The organism is Novosphingobium sp. FW305-C-30-35, from assembly GCF_058783135.1.
In genome coordinates this window covers 1,083,732-1,100,384 of sequence record NZ_JBYSYJ010000001.1, presented here as the reverse complement: position 1 = coordinate 1,100,384, position 16,653 = coordinate 1,083,732, and the positions used below count along the sequence as shown (strand labels likewise).

Here is a 16,653-nt window from a genome sequence, read left to right as displayed (position 1 = left end):
GGGAGAGATGCGATGACACAGAAGCTCGAAACGCTGTCGGTCCACGCCGGGTGCGAGCCTGATCCGACCACCAAGGCGCGGATCACGCCGATCTACCAGACGGCCAGCTACGTGTTCGACAGTGCCGAGCACGCCGCGAACCTGTTCTCGCTGGCCGAGTTCGGCAACATCTACACGCGCATCATGAACCCGACCAATGCCGCGCTTGAAGCGAAGATTGCGGCGTTGGAAGGCGGCGTGGCTGCGCTGGGCGTGGCATCGGGCCATGCCGCGCAGTTCATCGTGTTTCACACCCTGATGGAGCCGGGCTGCGAGATCGTTGCGGCCAATAAGCTCTATGGCGGCACGCTCAACCAGTTTGCGCACAGCTTTGCCAAGTTCGGCTGGAAGGCGGTTTTCGTCGATGCCGACGATCCAGCTGCCGTTGCCGCCGCAATCACCGACAAGACGCGTGGTGTCTTCATCGAAAGCCTCGCCAATCCCGGCGGCGTGGTGCAGGACATCGCGGCGATTGCCGAGGTTGCCCATGCGGCTGGTGTGCCGCTGATCGTCGACAACACGATGGCGAGCCCCGCGCTGTGCCGCCCGATCGAACATGGCGCGGACATCGTCGTCCATTCGTGCACCAAGTTCCTCAACGGCCACGGCAATTCCATCGGCGGGCTGATCGTGGATTCGGGCAAGTTCGACTGGGCGGCGAGTGCCAAGTTCCCCTCGCTGTCGCAGCCCAACCCGAGCTACCACGGCGCGGTGCTGACCGAGGCATTGAAGCCGGTCGGCCCCATCGCCTTCATCATCGGCTGCCGCGTGTTGGGCCTGCGCGATCTTGGTCCGTCGATGGCGCCGATGAATGCGTTCCTGACGCTGACCGGCATGGAAACGCTCGCACTGCGCATGGAGCGGCACTGCAGCAATGCGCTGCATCTGGCGCAGTGGCTGCAGGCCCACCCCAAGGTGGCGTGGGTCAGCTATGCGGGCCTGCCGGAAGACCCGTATCACCAATTGGCCCGCCAGTACCTTGGCGGCAAGGGCGGGGCGGTGTTCACCTTCGGCGTGAAGGGCGGCTACGAAGCGGGCGTCAAGCTGGTCCAGTCGGTCAAGCTGTTCAGCCACCTCGCCAACATCGGCGATACCCGCTCGCTGATCATCCACCCCGCCTCGACCACGCACAGCCAGTTGGGCGAGGAAGAGCTGGTGGCCGCGGGCGCGGGCGCGGACACCGTGCGCGTGTCGGTGGGCATCGAACACATCGACGACATCGTCGCCGATCTGGCGCAGGCGCTGGAGCTGGTGTGATCTTGGCACCTTCGCCTTGCCTCTTCCCCGTCACCCCGGGTTTGACCCGGGGTCCCGCTGCCTTTTGCGCGGTCACGGGATTAGCGGGACTTCGGGTCAAGCCCGGGGCGACGCTAGAAGTGGAGGCTTCGGCATGTCTCTAATGCTGATGCTCGCGGCAGTCAGCGTTTCGCCCGACTGCAAGAACACGTCCGTTCAAGCCGAACTCAATGATTGCGCTCATTCCGAATTCTTGAAAGCCGACCGGGCCTTGAATGCGCAGTGGAAGACTACGCTCCGTCTCTTCCGAGAGCGGTCGCCTGATGATGAGGCTCGGCTTCGTGCGGCGCAGCGCGCCTGGCTGACGTTTCGCGATGCCGAGTGTGAAGCACGCTGGCCTTTCGATCTGGGCGTTTCGCTAGACAAGATGCTTCATATCAACTGCCTGACCAATCTTACGATCGAGCGCACGGAAATGCTCGCCGAACTCGCCAAGGATATCTGAATGTTCAAGAAGATCCTCATCGCCAACCGTGGTGAAATTGCCTGCCGTGTGATCAAGACGGCGCGTCGCATGGGTATCCAGACCGTCGCGGTCTATTCCGATGCGGATGCGCGGGCGCCGTTCGTGCAGATGGCAGATGAAGCCGTGCATATCGGGCCGGCGCCTGCCGCGCAGTCGTACCTGATCGCGGACAAGATCATCGCGGCGTGCAAGCAGACCGGCGCCGAAGCGGTGCATCCGGGTTACGGCTTCCTGTCCGAGCGCACCTCGTTTGCCGAGGCGCTGGCGGCTGAGAACATCGCGTTCATTGGCCCCCCTGTCGGCGCGATTGCCGCGATGGGCGACAAGATCGAGTCCAAGAAGCTCGCCAAGGAAGCGGGCGTCAATGTCGTCCCCGGTTTCGTCGGCGAGATCGAGGATACCGAGCATGCCGTGCGCATTTCGGACGAGATCGGCTATCCGGTGATGATGAAGGCCTCGGCCGGCGGTGGCGGCAAGGGCATGCGCCTTGCCTACAGCGAGAAGGACGTGCGCGAGGGCTTCGAGGCGGTGAAGCGCGAGGGGCTGAACTCGTTCGGCGATGACCGCGTGTTCATCGAGAAGTTCATCCTCAACCCGCGTCACATCGAGATCCAGATCCTCGGCGACAAGCACGGCAACATTCTGTACCTGAACGAGCGCGAATGCTCGATCCAGCGCCGCCACCAGAAGGTGGTCGAAGAAGCGCCTTCGCCCTTCGTCACCCCGAAGATGCGCAAGGCCATGGGCGAACAGTGCGTCGCGCTGGCCCGCGCGGTGGGCTATTACTCCGCAGGCACAGTGGAACTGATCGTGTCGGGCGCTGACCCGAGCGGCGAGAGCTTCTACTTCCTTGAAATGAACACCCGCCTGCAGGTGGAGCATCCCGTCACCGAGGCGATCACCGGCATCGACCTTGTCGAGCAGATGATCCGCGTCGCCTATGGCGAGAAGTTGCAGATGACCCAGGACGATATCACGATCGACGGCTGGGCGATCGAAAACCGCGTCTATGCCGAAGATCCCTATCGCGGTTTCCTGCCCTCGACCGGGCGCCTGATCCGCTACAACCCGCCGCTGGCGGGATGGACCGACGATGGACAGGCCAATGGCCGTCGCGGCGTCGATGGCGTGCGCGTGGACGATGGCGTCTATGAAGGCGGCGAAGTTTCGATGTTCTATGACCCGATGATTGCCAAGCTGGTGACCTGGGGCAAAACGCGCGACGAGGCAGCGGACAAGCAGATCCAGGCACTCGACGCATTCGAGATCGAAGGGCTTGGCCACAACATCGATTTCTTGGGCGCGATCATGCAGCACCCGCGCTTCCGTTCGGGCGAGCTGACCACAGGCTTCATTGCCGAGGAATACCCGGAGGGCTTCCACGGCGCGGCAACGTCGGACGAACTGAAGCAAACGCTGGCGGCGCTGGCAGCATTTCTTGCCACCGCGCGGTCGGACCGGGCGCGGCAGGTCGACAACCAGCTTGGCCACGATCTCGATCCGCCGTCGGAATGGGCGGTAAAGATCGGTGGTTCGACCTATGCGGTGGAACTGACCGAGGACGAGATCAGCGTTGACGGCAAGGCCATCGACATCGCGCTGGAATACACCCCTGGCGATCGCATGGTCCACTGCGAGGTCGACGACAAGCCGCTGTCAGTGAAGGTCGAGACCACGCGCGCCGGGTTCAAGCTGACGACGCGGGGCGCGATCCATGACGTGCAGGTGCTGCCCGCCCACATCGCGCACCTGACCAGGCACATGATCGAAAAGATCCCGCCCGATCTTTCGAAGTTCCTGATCTGCCCGATGCCGGGCCTGCTCGTCAGCCTCAACGTGGGCGAGGGCGATACCGTGGAAGCAGGCCAGCCGCTGGCCGTGGTCGAAGCGATGAAGATGGAGAACATCCTGCGCGCCGAAAAGGCGGGCAAGGTCAAGTCGGTCAACGCCAAGGCGGGCGACAGCCTGGCGGTCGACGCGATCATTCTGGAAATGGAGTGAGGCCGGGCGGGGCGGCGCCATGTGCCCACCCCGCTGCGACTAGGATCGCTTCGCTCTCCAAGTCTCGCGGCCTTCCCGTTTACGGGAGGGCAGGAACAGGTTCTTCAACTCCCCTCCCGCACGCGGGAGGGGTTGGGGGCGGGCTGTCTCAGCTCCGGAAAATCTTGCCCGGATTGAAGATGTTGCCCGGATCCAGCACTTGCTTGAGCGTGCGCATCACGTCCACCGCGTCCTCGCCCAGTTCATCGATGAGGCATTGCTGCTTGCCGATGCCGACGCCGTGCTCGCCGGTGCAGGTGCCGTCCATGGCCAGCGCCCGGGCGACCATGCGGTGGTTGACCGCTTCCACTTCTGCCATTTCGTGCGGCGCATTCGGGTCAATCGAGAAGACGAGGTGGAAGTTGCCGTCCCCGACGTGGCCAAGGATAGTTGCGGGCACACTGCAGCTGTCGAGATCGGCGCGGGTGGCAAGGATGCATTCGGCCAGCCGGCTCATCGGTACGCAGACGTCGGTGGTCAGGCCGATGGCGCCGGGCCGCAAGTTGACGGCAGCATAATAGGATTCGTGCCGCGCGCGCCACAGGCGGTTGCGGTCTTCAGCCAGTGTTGCCCACTGGAACGCGCCACCGCCGTTGGCCGAAGCCAATGCCTTGACCGTCTCGACCTGTTCGGCAACCCCGTTGGGGGTGCCGTGAAATTCGAAGAACAGCGTCGGCGCTTCGGGCAGACCCAGCTTGCTTCGCAAATTCACCGCATGGACCTGCATGGCATCGAGCAGTTCGATCCGCGCCATCGGCACGCCGCAATGGAAGGCCTGCACCACCGTTTCGATCGCGCCGGACAGCGTCTCGAATGGGCAGGTTGCGGCCATGATCGCTTCCGGCACCGGATGAAGTCGCAGGGTGATGCCGGTGATGACGCCCAACGTGCCTTCGGAGCCGATGTAGAGCCGCGTGAGATCGTATCCGGCGGCAGACTTCCTGGCGCGCTTGCCGGTGCGGACGACCTTGCCCTGCGGCGTCACCACCTCCAGGCCCAGCACGGCCTCGCGCATCGTGCCATAGCGGACTGCGTTCGTGCCCGAGGCGCGCGTCGAGGCCATGCCGCCGATCGAGGCGTTCGCACCCGGATCGATCGGGAAGAACAGGCCGCTGTCGCGCAGGTGCGCATTGAGCGCCTCGCGGCGGATGCCGGGCTGCACGGTGCAGTCGAAATCGGCATGGTTTACAGCCAGGACTGCGTCCATCGGCGTCAGGTCCAGACTGACCCCGCCTTCTAGTGGCAAGGTGTGGCCTTCCAGCGATGTGCCGGCGCCAAAGGGAACGATGGCCACGCCGGCTTCGCGGCACAGGTTGACGCAATCGACCACGTCCTGCGTTGACCGGGCAAAGACCACGGCATCCGGAAGAACGGTGGGATACTGCGATTCGCTGGCGCCATGCTGGGCGCGGATTGCTTCGCTCGTCTGACATTGCAGGCCGAAGCGGGCCGAAAGACGGTCGAGAAAGCCGTTGGGCAAAGGGCGGGCATGCGGGACAGACAGGGTTTCCATGTTTACGGCCTAACCCATCGACACCCTTTTTGCAGCAACTGCCCTAATTGATATAGCGCCTGCGCGTTCAGCCGCGATAAAGCGCGAATGCGGAATTCTCTTCGTGCGTTCGAGCTTTGCGGCTCTGGCGGCTTCTGGAACTGAACAGGGTGTATCGATGAAGAAGATGATGGGTGCGATGATCGTTGCAGGGCTGGCCGCCTCGGCGCTGGCGGGCGGAACCGCCTTTGCCCAGGCCAAGGGCGATCCGGTTGCGGGCAAGAAGATTTTCATGCGTTGTATCGCCTGCCATGCCGTGCAGCCGGGTGCCGGTGCCAAGATGGGTCCCAACCTTGCGGGCGTTGTCGGGCGCAAGGCCGCGGCGGCTCCGGGCTTCAAGTATTCCGCGGCGATGCAGAAGGCCAAGATCAAGTGGGATGATGCCACGCTCGACAAGTGGCTCACGCGCCCTGCCGCGGTTGTTCCCGGCACTTCGATGGCGTTTGCGGGCCTGCCCAATGCTGCAGACCGCGCCAACGTGATCGCCTATCTCAAGAAGCCCAACTGAGCTTGCCTATTAGGGCGTCACGATATTGAATGCGGGGTCCGGCTTGTCGAGCCAGCCGATGAGGCGGGCGAAGGCCGCCGGATCCCCTTCGATCTTCGCCTCGCCCGAGGCAACCTTGGCCGCAAGCGGCTGACCTGCAAACAAGGCTGACAGCAAATCGGCATAACGCACCGTCAGCGTCGCCTGCCGCCCTTCGCGCAGGCCCTTGCGGTGAACCAGCACGCCATTGGCGATCGTTACCGTCCAGTCCTGATCCTTGTCAGGAAAGACGAACCCGAGCGAGGCAGAGCCGTCTCCAGCCTTGGCCGGATCGAGCCGCACCGCAAGGACTTCGAACAAGTCTGACGGCGGGAGTTGGCTGATCAGGGCTGCACCGCCGGTGGGATCGGTTGCGGTGACGCCCATTTCCAGTTCGGTCGCGCCGGTGAGATACATGTTGCGCCACAGTGCGTTCTCGCTCTGGTAGGCGAGCTGGCGATAGGTACGGGCAAGCAGGCTCTTTGCGGAAGCATCATTGCCATCGGCGAAAATCACCTTGTCGAGCAATTCCGCCGTCCAGCCGTAATCGCCCTTGGCGAAGGCGTCCTCTGCCAGGGCGCGCACCCGCGCTGCACCGCCCAATGCTTCGACATATCGCCTTCCGCCCTGTTCCGGGGGCAGGGGAGCGAGGTGGACGGGATTGCCATCGTACCAACCCATGTAGAACTGATACACGGCGCGGCTGTTGAAGCTGTAGGAGCCGTAATAAGGCCGGTCGTACCACTTTGCCGCCAGCGCAGGGGGCAGCGTGAGCTGCGCCGCGATTTCAGGCCCGGTCAGGCCCTTGTTCATCAGCCGCACGGTCTGATCATGAAGGTAGGCATAGGCATCGCGGTGCTTGGCGAGATAACTGTTGATCTCGCCTGCACCAAAGCGGGGCCAGCCATGGCTGGCGATGAGCACTTCGGACCCTGCAAAGAAGTCGATCGCCTCGGTCAGCCCTTGCGCCCAGGCCTTAGCATCGCGGATCACTGCCCCGCGCGGGGTGAGGATGTTGTGCTGTGTGACGTTGGCGTTCTCGGCCAGGTCGGCAACCTTCCAATCTGGGAAGCCGAAGTTCATCTCGGCAGGGGCTTCGGTTCCGGGCGTGATCTGGAAGCGCACGCGCACGCCGTCGAGCACGAGTTCCGTGCCGGTCTCGCCGATTTCGCGCGTTGGCGGGATCAGGCTGCGCCCGCCTGCCGCCACACCCATGCCGATGCCCGAGCCCATCGAGCCTTCCGGGCCCTTGGGCAAGCCCAGGCCGAACTGATAGGAGGCGCGACGCCCCATTGCGGGACCTGCAATGACGTTCTCGCTGACGGCAGCGCGGGTGAAGCCCTGCGGAGCAATGATCGGCGCGTCCTTGGCCATGACCGAGGTGAACGCACCCGCGCCGCCGAAATGATCGACGTGGCTGTGAGTGTAGATCATGGCGGTGACGGGGAGCCTTGCCACCTTCTCGGAGATCAGCGCGTAGGCGGCGGCCGCAGTCTCGGTGGCAGTCAGCGGGTCGATCACGATCCAGCCCTGGTCCCCACGCACGAAGGTCACGTTGGCGACGTCGAACCCGCGCACCTGCCAGATGCGGTCCGTCACCTTGAACAGGCCGGCCTTGCCGAGCACCTGGGCATGACGCCACAAACTGGGGTTCACGGTGGCAGGAGCAGGGCCATTGGCAAAGGCGAAGGCGGCGGTGTCCCACACCGGCTTGCCCGCAGCGTCGCGGATCACCGGGTCCTTGAGCGTTGCCACGAACCCGCGGGTTGCGAAATCGAAGTCCTGTCGGTCGGCCATCGGCAGGTCGGCGAGGGCCGCGGCGTTGGCCTTGCGGGTGGCGTCGGTCGGTGCATCGGCCCGGGCCGGGCCTGCAACGAGCAGCACTGACGCGCTGGCGGTCAGGGCGCGGCAAAAGTTCGTGAAACGCATGTCCTCTCCCGGCTCCGTTCCATGTGGAGTTCCGGGTGCAGAGTGACTTTAATCGCGCGATTAGGGAAGCCCGAATAAGGAATCCCTGGCGGAAGAAATCTGTTCAACCTGCGTGGACAGTTCCGAAGCGTATCGGCACTCTGCAGGCTCCATTGCGTTAAGGCGTTTTCATGATCCTGCGGAAGCTCTTGCAAATTGCGGCCTTCATCGCCCTGCCCACGTGGGCGTGCGCGGAAGACAGGCAGGCCACCTTCGTCAAGGATATGGTGCGCCTGGTCGGCAAGGCTCATCCGTCTGGCGAGGTAAAGCCATCGGGAGATGACTGGCAGGAGCTCCGCATTGATTTCCCCGGCGAGGACAGTGACCGGATCGTCAATATTGGCCGCATCTGGACATTCTGTCAGTCCGCAGAGAAAGCCGACTGCAAGGTTGCCAAAGAGGAGTTCGCACGAAAGACAGCACTGCTGCCACCTGAAGGCAAGGTCAGCGATCTTCGGGTTACTGTGCGAGACAAGGTCTATTACGACTATGTGAAAAGCGCTCCATCGCGTGGCGATGTTTCCGGTGCCAAGGTAATCGACGCTCTCGCGCGCCAGATCGGCGAGGATCTGTACGAGTTTCTGGTACTTGACTCACCCGACACGATCGCCCTTGCCGGACGCGAGGCGTTGCAGAAACTCTCGCTTTCGGAAGAAGAGGCGTGGCGCATTGCGGAGCGGCAGACAGCCGAGAGACTTCCGCCGCTGCCAACCGTAGCTCAACTCCGAGAAAATGCGGTGGCGTTCGAGGAGTACGAGTATCTCGGCAGCTTGCTGGTGCAGAGAGACGGATTTGCCGCGCTGGCAGAGGAACTTGGTCCCGATCTGTTTGTCACAGCCGTGTCGGATGGCTTCGTCTTTGTCGGTCTGATGCCTGATGGAGAGGGCCTGCAGCGGTTCTCGAAGACCGTCGCCGAGGACTGCGCCGCACAGCAGCGTTGCATCTCGCCAAACATCTACCGGTTTCGTGATGGGCAGTGGCGCATCGCGACTGGTAGCATCGTTCCCTAACCGAACAACCTCTGCCACAGCGTTCGCCGCCGCCTTGGCGGGAGCTGCTGGCCGGTTACACGCATGAGGTAATTGGCAAGCAGCAGGGCCTGGTTGCGCGTCATCAGCAGGTGGTGCGTGTCGATCGCATCGGGCGTGGGCCGGGGGTTCTTGCTCGATTGCACGGTCAGATGGATGTTGCGTGCGAAAGCGCGGTGTTTCCAGCCAACGACAACGCCCGAAAGCTCGTGCGGTGTATCATCGCTCGGCGAGTTTGCCGTTGCCATAAACCCTCTCCCAATTCCCCGCAGCACAGGGAATCGGAAGATGGCAATTTCGTCAAGCTATTGAGTCGGGCATTCGTTTCGGATTGGAACGGTCAGGCGGCGAGCTGGTATGGCGCGATCTCGCCCGCGAGGTAGAGCTTCTTGGCCTTCGCGCGGCTGAGCTTGCCCGAACTGGTGCGCGGCAGCGTGCGCGGCGGCACAAGTTCGACCACGCAGTTCATGCCGGTGATCGAACGCACCTTGTCGCGGATCTGGTCGCGCAGCTTGACGCGTTCGACCGGGTCGGAAACGCGGCAATGCACGAGCACAGCGGGCGCTTCCTCGCCATTTTCGGTCTCTACCGAGAACGCGGCGATGTCGCCCTGGTGGAAGCCGGGAAGCTGCTCCACCGCCCATTCGATGTCCTGCGGCCAGTGGTTCTTGCCGTTGATGATGATCATGTCCTTGGCGCGGCCGACGATGAACAGGTAGCCCTTTTCATCGACGTAACCCATGTCGCCCGTATCGAGCCAGCCATCGACCATGCAGGCGTCGGTCGCTTCCGGGTCGTGGAAATAGGAGTGCATCACCGACGAGCCGCGGCACCAGACCTTGCCGATGTGGTGATGCGAAAGCGAGTTGCCGTTCTCGCCCCGGATCGCGACCTCCATGCCAAGAACGGGCACGCCGCAATTGACCATGGCGCGATAGCGGGCAGGGCGCGAAAGATCGCGCGGCGTGCCCGACAGGCGCTCTTCCTCGACCAGCTCGACGCGAATGCCTTCTCCCGGCGGCATTATGGTGACGGCCAGCGTCGCCTCGGCAAGGCCATAGCTAGGCAGGAAGGCCTCGGCCTTGAAGCCGGCTTCCGCAAAGGCGTTGACGAAGTTCTGCATCACGTCGGGGCGGATCATGTCGGCCCCGTTGCCGGCAACGCGCCAGCGCGACAGGTCGAAACGGTCCGACACGTGGGTCTGGCTGGAGATGCGGCGGGCGCAGATGTCGTAGCCGAAGGTGGGCGAATAGGAGAGCGTCGTGCCCTTGTTGCGGCTGATCAGGTCAAGCCATGCCAGCGGACGGCGGGCGAAGTCCTCGGTCTTGAGGTAATCGACCGAGACGCTGTTGGCGATCGGCGAAAGGAAGCAGCCGACAAGACCCATGTCGTGATACCACGGCAGCCACGAAACCGCACGATCCGGATCGGCGATCTTCATGCCGTGCGAATGGCCGGCGAGGTTGGCCAGCAATGCGCGGTGCGTGACGGCAACGCCATGCGGAAAGCGCGTCGAGCCGCTGGAATACTGAAGGTAGCTGATTGCGTCAGGATCAGGCGTGGGCAGGGCGGCGTCGGACTGATCGCCCGCATGGAATTCGTCCCACGAAAGGCCGGCGCAGCCCTGACGCGCGGCGGCGGCGCCTGCCATTTCGGCAATCTCGCCGGGATAGACCAGCATCTTCGGGTCCGAACTGGCAAGCTGGACGGCGAGCTGGTCGATATAGCTTTCCTTACCGCCGAAGCTGGTCGGCAGGGGCAGGGGGACGGGCCACGCGCCTGCATACATCGCGCCGCAGAAGATCGCGGCGAAATCGGGACCGGTTTCTGCCACCAGTGCCACGCGGTCACCGGGAACGACGCCCATCGCCATCAGGCGGCGGGCGGCCACCAGCGCGTCCTCGCGCAGTTCGGAATAGGGATAGACTCGCGAAAGCGTGCCGCGCGGATCGTGGAAGTTGAACCCGAGCACGCCCTTGGCGGCATAGTCCAGCGCATCGCAGAAGGTATCGAAGTCCGCATACCGACGTGGCTGCACGTCGATGTTGGGCGTGGGAACGAGAATCGCCTTGTCAGCGACAGCGTTCGAAACAGTCATGCGATACCCCGATGTTCTCTTCATTCGTCCTGCGGGCCTGTGCAGACCCGCCGATGAACGGTCCATTAGCTCGAACGGCCCATTACTGGTCCGTGACGCGAAAACAACGCCACCACGGTACGGACGTTCTCATTTAGCAGGGACTGTGGCACGAATGTGGCGGATGGACCGCAATTCCCCTGATGGCCGTGGCAACCGCCGCGAAAGGAAACCGCCAAGGCCGCTCGATGCCGCGCGGCTTGACGAAATGGCGCTGGCCTATGTCGCGCGCTTTGCCACCAGCGCGGGCAAGCTTTCCGACTACCTGAAGCGCAAGTTGCGCGAACGGGGCTGGGAGGGGGAAGGCGAAGCCGATCTTCACGCGATCGTCAGCCGATTCGTCGAACTCGGCTATGTCGACGATGCCGGATTTGCCCGCGGCAAGGCGCAAAGCCTGCTGCGGCGAGGCTATGGGGCGCGGCGCATCGAGCAGGCGCTGGGCGCTGCGGGAATCGCCGAACCGCTGCGCGAGGAGGCACGTGGCAGCGATGCGGAGCGACGCCGGGCTGCACTCGTCATGGCGCGAAAGCGGCGCTTCGGCCCGTTTGGCGGGGGCAGTGGGCTTGACCCGGCCCTGCGCGAGAAGCAGGTCGCAGCCATGCTCAGGGCCGGACACCCCCTTGCCTATGCGCGCGAGGTGGTGAATGCATCCAGCCCCGAAGCTCTGGAAGAGTGGATCGATGAAGCAGCTGACTAGACTAGCCGTTCTTTCTGCCCTTGCGCTGATCGCAGGGTGCTCGCCAGGTGCGGCCGACGCCGGGGCCAAGGCGCAGCCCCAGGCGTCAGCAGCGGCGGTTCATCCGGTCTCGGGCCTCCAGATCACGCCCGTGACGGTGACCAGCGGCAATGGGGCCCACGTGTTCAAGTCGGAAGTTGCACGCACCTCTGCCGAGCAGGCCAAGGGGCTGATGTTCCGAACCGAGATCGGCGATGACGAGGGCATGATCTTCCTGCGCAATCCGCCGGATATAGCTTCGTTCTGGATGCGCAACACGGTGATTCCGCTCGACATCATCTTCGTCGGTCTCGATCGCCGCATCATCAACATAGCGGCCAATGCCAGGCCTTATGACGAAACCCCGCTCCCTGCGGACGGGCCGACGCTGGCGGTGCTGGAAATCAATGGCGGGCTGGCCGCAAGGCTCGGCATCAAGCCGGGCGACAAGGTTGACTGGTAAGATGAGGGCAGCGGCATCAACGCGCTTGCCGACTCCCCCCATCAGCGGCTAAGCGCCCCCTGATATCCAAGGCAGGTAGCATGAGCATCCTCGGCAAGATCTTCACGTGGTGGAATGGTGCCACCGTCACCACCATGCTGTTCAGCGCACTGAATGGTGAGCAGGTGGGCACCGATGCGCAAGGGAACACCTATTTCCGCGCCAAGAAGCCCTATCCCAAGGGCCACCCCTTTGCCGGGCGCGAACGCCGCTGGGTAATCTATAATGGCGCCAACGATGCCAGCCGGGTTCCCTCGGAATGGCATGGCTGGCTGCACGGGGCGTTCGATGGCGTGCCCGAAAGCAACCTGCCGCCACCGCGTATCTGGGAAGCGGACTTCACGCCGAATGCCACCGGGACCTCGCAGGCCTATCGTCCGCAGGGCGCGCTGGAGCGCGGTGGCAAGCGCGCCGCCGCAACCGGCGACTACGAAGCCTGGGTTCCGGAAGCCTGATGCCATCTGTCGCATCGCCGGCAATGCGTTCACTCGCACTTGCGGGTCTGCTGACGCTTGCTGGTTGCGGCGAGAAGGCTCCCGCTCCGCCGCCAGAGGCCACGGAAACAGGTGCGGCGATTGCCAGCGCATCCGGTGCCGCAGTGGAAAGCGAATTCGGCACGCCGATCAAGGACCGCCTGGCGACCCTCGGCCTGCTCAACAAGCGTAACAACATCACGCAAGACATTGTCCTCAAGAGCGGCGAATCGCGGCGGATCGGCAATGCCATCGTCAAGCTCGCCACCTGCGAGAAGACCGCGCCTTGGGAAGACCCGCCCGAGACCGGCGCCTTCGTCCAGCTTTTCGTCGAGGAGCGGGCGAGCACCGATCAGCCACTGGCCTGGCGCAAGGTGTTTTCAGGCTGGTTGTTCCGGAACGCCCCGTCGTTGAGCGTGGTCGAACACCCTGTCTATGACGTTTGGGTCAAGGACTGTGCGATGACCTTCCCCGGCGAGGAAGAGCCGGTCGCTTCCGCGCGCAATGCGGCAAAGCCCAGCGGCAACGCCAGCGCGGCGGCATCCCCCAATCCCGGGCCGAAGCCCGCGACCAGTCCATCACCGACCGCTTCGGCAAGCGCGCGACCTGCAGCCACTTCAGCCGAAGAATAGGGCCGCTGCGCCTGTGACAGCAGTTGCAGGTACTGGCTCTGCGGAATCTCGATTGCGCCCAGAGACGCCAGGTGTGTCGTGGTGAACTGGCAGTCGAGCAATTCCGCGCCCACCGTGCGCAGCGACGCGACCAACCAGGCCAGAGCGACCTTGGATGCATCGGTCTGGCGGCTGAACATCGATTCGCCACAGAACACGCGCGCGAATCCCACGCCATAAAGTCCGCCGACCAGCCGCCCCTCGTTCCAGCATTCGATGGAATGGGCATGACCATGTTCGTGAAGCCCGATGTAGCTTTCGCGAATCCGCGCGCTGATCCAACTTTCCTCGGCACCGGGGCGGGGCGCGGCGCAGGCGTCGATCACGGCTTCGAAAGCGGCGTTGCAGGTGACGGTGAATTTGCCCCGGCGCAATGTGCGGGCCAGGGATTTGGAAAGATGAAAGCCCTCCAGCGGCAGAATCGCCCGCATCCGCGGCTCCACCCAGAAGACTTCGGGATCATCGCGGCTGTCGGCCATCGGGAAAATCCCGGCGCGATAGGCCTTGAGCAGGAGCTCGGGCGGGATGGCGTGGGGATCGTTGCGGGCCATAATCTTCAATAATGTGTTTCGGTCGGTTGCGCTCCCGCCGTCAAGTCTTTAAGGGGCCGCTCAGAGCACAGGAGTGTAGCTCAGTTGGTAGAGCATCGGTCTCCAAAACCGAGGGCCGTGGGTTCGAGTCCCTCCACTCCTGCCACTCGCCACCAAGGCGAGGTTTGGCGCCGCGAATCACTTTGAAGACACCGCAATCCGCCAGCAGCTTTTTTGCCGCTGCGCAGGATTCGTCGTGCCGATGGTCACGCAATCGAATTAGGCGCAATGCCCAGGCAAAAAAGAGGCGGTACGCCTTTAAGCGCCCGCCCCCAGTCGTCTCATGCGTCTGGTTCGCTTGAGAGTGACAGGATGCTAGCATCGCGACTGCGCAACGCCAGCGTCAAAGTCCGGTGAGCCGACGAAACCGGCACGAAAAAGGGCGAGCCGTCTGCGGCCCGCCCTCTTCATGCCGGTTTGAGGCTGGTGCTTACCTGCGATGAAGGCCGCCCAGCGCACCGCCCGCGGTTCCCGTCACGCCGCCCTGGAGCGACCCGGCAGCGCCGGCTCCGGTCTGACCGAGGCTTCCACCGAGGGATCCACGGCCGGAGACTGCGGCATCGACCGCGCCAGACGTTGCCACGTCATCGAGAGTGTCGGTGGTACGATCCTTCAACCGACCAGTTGTCCTCTCGGCCGAGCGCCTGGTTTGCTCCGCTGTAGCTTCGGCTTTGCGCTTGGTGCGCTCGGCCGTCGCCGTGGCCTTGCGTTCTGCCCGGTCCACCGCCCGCGTGTCTGCGCGAGCCTCGTTGCGGGTACGGGCTGTAGTGGAAACCTCTCCACCCAAGCCCTTGGTGGCTGAGTCGCGCTGCGCGGTGGCGGACGTGCTCACTTCGGCGCCCACACCGGTATTGGCATTGACTGCGCCATTGCCCGTCGAAACCTGCGCGCCGGCATTGGAGGAGCCTTCAGCCTTGGCCTGGCCGCTCTGGGCCTGCGCGGTCCCGGCCATGGCAAGGGCCACCAGCGGGAGAATGATCTTTTTCATGGTTCTCGTTCCTTTCGCCCCATTTCGCGCCCCCGTTTTCGTGCAGGCGTTCAACGGTGCGCCGTCCGCTGCGTTCCTGCCGATGGCTCGGATTGCCGGGGGCAGGGAGCGGGCCATCCCGTTTGTCCTCCATGGCTGCCCCATTGCCACCCTTGCCAACCGGCCCGGCGCGGACTAAATGAATGGAACTTCCGACATCGGAAAATCGCCAGCCCCTCCCGGACTTGTCCGGGGCGGCGATGACCCCTAGCCGGAAGAAACGAAATTCCACGCGGCTCCGGCCGCAGCAAGCAAGGCACCAGAGCAATGGCCAAGACCAGCCCCGGCGAGTTCTTCAATCAGGTGAAGGCCGAAGCACGCAAGGTTGTCTGGCCGACCCGCCAGGAAACCACCACCACCGCGATCTTCGTCGGCATCATGATGCTGATCCTCGCAGTGTTCTTCCTCGGCATCGACTCGCTGTTCAGCGCGGTCGTCCGCTTCCTGCTCTCGCTCGCCTGATCACCTAAAGGACCAAGAGAAACGATATGGCCCGCTGGTACATCATTCACGCCTATTCCGGTTTCGAGAACAAGGTGAAGGAAGCGATCATCTCCGAAGCCGAGCGTATCGGCCTTTCGCAGCTGGTCGAAGCGGTCGAAGTGCCGACCGAGACGGTCACCGAGGTAAAGCGCGGCAAGAAGGTCCAGGTCGAACGCAAGTTCATGCCGGGCTACGTGCTCGCCAAGCTGGCGATGAACGACGACATCTACCACCTCGTCAAGAACACCCCGAAGGTGACCGGCTTCCTCGGCACCAACAACAAGCCGCAGCCGATTTCCGACAAGGAAGCCGCCCGTTACTTCGGTGCGCGCGAGCAGGCCGCTGCCGAACCGCGCAAGAACGTCTCGGTCGATTACGAGATCGGCGATCAGGTCAAGGTCAACGCGGGGCCCTTTGCCTCGTTCAACGGCGTGGTCGAGGAACTGGACTTCGACAAGAGCCGCGTGAAGGTCTCGGTCTCGATCTTCGGGCGTGCGACGCCGGTGGAACTGGGCTTCGAGGAAGTCGAACTGGTTCGCGGCTAAAGCACCAGAGCTTGCATTTGCGGGCCGATAGCCTTATCGGCCCGCGCTTCGCTGCCTGAAAGGGTAGTGATTCCGTGCGGGAGTTCCGGTTTCGGAGCGTCTGACCGCTCACTCTGAGGCTTCGCTCCATCGGGCGGGCCGACAGGAAGAAAGGAGGCCATCGTGGCCAAGAAGATTGAAGGCTATATCAAGCTGCAGGTTGCAGCCGGTGAAGCAAAGCCTGCTCCGCCGATCGGTCCTGCGCTGGGTCAGCGCGGCGTCAACATCATGGAATTCTGCAAGCAGTTCAACGCTGCCACGCAGGAAGTCGAAAAGGGCACCCCGCTCCCGACCGTGATCACGGTCTATGCGGATCGCTCGTTCACCTTCGTGACCAAGACCCCGCCCGCAACCTTCTTCATCAAGAAGGCCGCTGGCATCAAGTCGGGTTCGAAGACCCCGGGCAAGGCTTCGGCCGGTTCGATCAAGCGTTCGCAGCTGGCGGAAATCGCCCAGGCCAAGATGAAGGACCTGAACGCGAACGACATCGACGCCGCAACGAAGATCATCGAAGGCTCCGCTCGCGCGATGGGCCTCACCGTGGTGGAGGGCTGAT

Annotated in this window: 18 protein-coding genes, 1 tRNA gene and 1 pseudogene; 14 read left to right on the top strand and 6 right to left on the bottom strand. The window is 63.6% G+C overall.

The window, feature by feature from the left end:
- Nucleotides 1-12: 12 nt before the first annotated feature.
- The 3 genes from AC3WLM_RS05510 to AC3WLM_RS05500 all read left to right on the top strand — a co-directional run bounded on the left by AC3WLM_RS05510 (nucleotide 13) and on the right by AC3WLM_RS05500 (nucleotide 3,802).
- Nucleotides 13-1,296, top strand: a complete 1,284-nt coding sequence (locus AC3WLM_RS05510) for an O-acetylhomoserine aminocarboxypropyltransferase (RefSeq protein ID WP_492476822.1) — start codon at nucleotides 13-15, stop codon at nucleotides 1,294-1,296.
- A 142-nt stretch (nucleotides 1,297-1,438) separates the two neighbouring features.
- Nucleotides 1,439-1,780, top strand: coding sequence for a lysozyme inhibitor LprI family protein (locus AC3WLM_RS05505; RefSeq protein WP_052241989.1), 342 nt, complete (start codon nucleotides 1,439-1,441; stop codon nucleotides 1,778-1,780).
- Nucleotides 1,781-3,802 carry an ATP-binding protein gene (locus tag AC3WLM_RS05500; protein ID WP_492476821.1) on the top strand — a complete coding sequence of 674 codons (2,022 nt, stop codon included), beginning with the start codon at nucleotides 1,781-1,783 and terminating at the stop codon, nucleotides 3,800-3,802.
- Nucleotides 3,803-3,950: 148 nt separating this feature from the next.
- Here the strand turns inward: AC3WLM_RS05500 and AC3WLM_RS05495 are convergent, their stop codons facing one another.
- Nucleotides 3,951-5,354, bottom strand: a complete 1,404-nt coding sequence (locus AC3WLM_RS05495) for an FAD-binding oxidoreductase (RefSeq protein ID WP_492476820.1) — start codon at nucleotides 5,352-5,354, stop codon at nucleotides 3,951-3,953.
- 157 nt (nucleotides 5,355-5,511) lie between these two features.
- On the opposite strand from AC3WLM_RS05495, the gene AC3WLM_RS05490 reads away from it, so the two are divergent.
- A complete protein-coding gene (locus AC3WLM_RS05490; protein WP_369820982.1) occupies nucleotides 5,512-5,901 on the top strand; it encodes a c-type cytochrome in 390 nt (129 codons plus the stop codon).
- Between the two features lie 9 nt (nucleotides 5,902-5,910).
- Here AC3WLM_RS05490 and AC3WLM_RS05485 read toward each other — a convergent pair whose 3' ends face one another.
- Nucleotides 5,911-7,848, bottom strand: coding sequence for an alkyl/aryl-sulfatase (locus AC3WLM_RS05485; protein ID WP_492476819.1), 1,938 nt, complete (start codon nucleotides 7,846-7,848; stop codon nucleotides 5,911-5,913).
- A 170-nt stretch (nucleotides 7,849-8,018) separates the two neighbouring features.
- Here AC3WLM_RS05485 and AC3WLM_RS05480 point away from each other — a divergent pair, with 170 nt between their 5' ends.
- Nucleotides 8,019-8,897, top strand: coding sequence for a hypothetical protein (locus AC3WLM_RS05480; RefSeq protein ID WP_492476818.1), 879 nt, complete (start codon nucleotides 8,019-8,021; stop codon nucleotides 8,895-8,897).
- On the opposite strand, the gene AC3WLM_RS05475 is transcribed toward AC3WLM_RS05480, so the two are convergent.
- Together AC3WLM_RS05475 and AC3WLM_RS05470 are read right to left on the bottom strand one after the other, a co-directional pair.
- Nucleotides 8,894-9,163: a hypothetical protein gene (locus tag AC3WLM_RS05475; RefSeq protein ID WP_492476817.1), complete on the bottom strand. Its 270-nt coding sequence runs from the start codon at nucleotides 9,161-9,163 to the stop codon at nucleotides 8,894-8,896. The genes AC3WLM_RS05480 and AC3WLM_RS05475 overlap by 4 nt on opposite strands.
- 92 nt (nucleotides 9,164-9,255) lie before the next feature.
- Nucleotides 9,256-11,013 (bottom strand): fatty acyl-AMP ligase, encoded by a 1,758-nt coding sequence (locus AC3WLM_RS05470; RefSeq protein WP_492476816.1) that lies wholly within the window; start codon nucleotides 11,011-11,013, stop codon nucleotides 9,256-9,258.
- A 163-nt stretch (nucleotides 11,014-11,176) separates the two neighbouring features.
- On the opposite strand from AC3WLM_RS05470, the gene AC3WLM_RS05465 reads away from it, so the two are divergent.
- The 4 genes and pseudogenes from AC3WLM_RS05465 to AC3WLM_RS05450 form a co-directional block, all read left to right on the top strand.
- Nucleotides 11,177-11,749: a regulatory protein RecX gene (locus AC3WLM_RS05465; protein ID WP_492476815.1), complete on the top strand. Its 573-nt coding sequence runs from the start codon at nucleotides 11,177-11,179 to the stop codon at nucleotides 11,747-11,749.
- Nucleotides 11,733-12,230, top strand: coding sequence for a DUF192 domain-containing protein (locus AC3WLM_RS05460; RefSeq protein ID WP_039331836.1), 498 nt, complete (start codon nucleotides 11,733-11,735; stop codon nucleotides 12,228-12,230). The genes AC3WLM_RS05465 and AC3WLM_RS05460 overlap by 17 nt, the downstream gene beginning before the upstream one ends.
- An 80-nt stretch (nucleotides 12,231-12,310) precedes the next feature.
- Nucleotides 12,311-12,724, top strand: a complete 414-nt coding sequence (locus tag AC3WLM_RS05455) for an NADH:ubiquinone oxidoreductase subunit NDUFA12 (protein ID WP_039331838.1) — start codon at nucleotides 12,311-12,313, stop codon at nucleotides 12,722-12,724.
- Nucleotides 12,724-13,140, top strand: a pseudogene (locus AC3WLM_RS05450) (DUF2155 domain-containing protein); the annotation flags it as partial. The gene AC3WLM_RS05455 and the pseudogene AC3WLM_RS05450, both read left to right, overlap by 1 nt.
- 35 nt (nucleotides 13,141-13,175) lie before the next feature.
- Here AC3WLM_RS05450 and aat read toward each other — a convergent pair.
- The gene (gene aat, locus AC3WLM_RS05445; protein WP_082013268.1) at nucleotides 13,176-13,964 is read right to left on the bottom strand and encodes a leucyl/phenylalanyl-tRNA--protein transferase; all 789 of its coding nucleotides are present in this window, start codon (nucleotides 13,962-13,964) and stop codon (nucleotides 13,176-13,178) included.
- Between the two features lie 69 nt (nucleotides 13,965-14,033).
- Between aat and AC3WLM_RS05440 the strand changes: the two genes are divergently transcribed.
- Nucleotides 14,034-14,109: transfer RNA gene (locus AC3WLM_RS05440), tRNA-Trp, on the top strand.
- Nucleotides 14,110-14,433: 324 nt separating this feature from the next.
- Here AC3WLM_RS05440 and AC3WLM_RS05435 read toward each other — a convergent pair.
- Nucleotides 14,434-14,991 (bottom strand): hypothetical protein, encoded by a 558-nt coding sequence (locus AC3WLM_RS05435; protein WP_492476814.1) that lies wholly within the window; start codon nucleotides 14,989-14,991, stop codon nucleotides 14,434-14,436.
- Between AC3WLM_RS05435 and AC3WLM_RS05430 the strand changes: the two genes are divergently transcribed.
- The 4 genes from AC3WLM_RS05430 to rplK all read left to right on the top strand — a co-directional run bounded on the left by AC3WLM_RS05430 (nucleotide 14,990) and on the right by rplK (nucleotide 16,652).
- Nucleotides 14,990-15,169: a hypothetical protein gene (locus AC3WLM_RS05430; protein WP_039331846.1), complete on the top strand. Its 180-nt coding sequence runs from the start codon at nucleotides 14,990-14,992 to the stop codon at nucleotides 15,167-15,169. The two genes, AC3WLM_RS05435 and AC3WLM_RS05430, sit on opposite strands and share 2 nt — an antisense overlap.
- Nucleotides 15,170-15,297: 128 nt before the next feature.
- Nucleotides 15,298-15,492, top strand: coding sequence for a preprotein translocase subunit SecE (gene secE / locus AC3WLM_RS05425; RefSeq protein WP_039331848.1), 195 nt, complete (start codon nucleotides 15,298-15,300; stop codon nucleotides 15,490-15,492).
- 26 nt (nucleotides 15,493-15,518) lie between these two features.
- A complete protein-coding gene (gene nusG / locus AC3WLM_RS05420; protein WP_039331850.1) occupies nucleotides 15,519-16,058 on the top strand; it encodes a transcription termination/antitermination protein NusG in 540 nt (179 codons plus the stop codon).
- Nucleotides 16,059-16,220: 162 nt separating this feature from the next.
- Nucleotides 16,221-16,652 carry a 50S ribosomal protein L11 gene (gene rplK / locus AC3WLM_RS05415; protein WP_039331852.1) on the top strand — a complete coding sequence of 144 codons (432 nt, stop codon included), beginning with the start codon at nucleotides 16,221-16,223 and terminating at the stop codon, nucleotides 16,650-16,652.
- Nucleotide 16,653 lies beyond the last annotated feature (1 nt).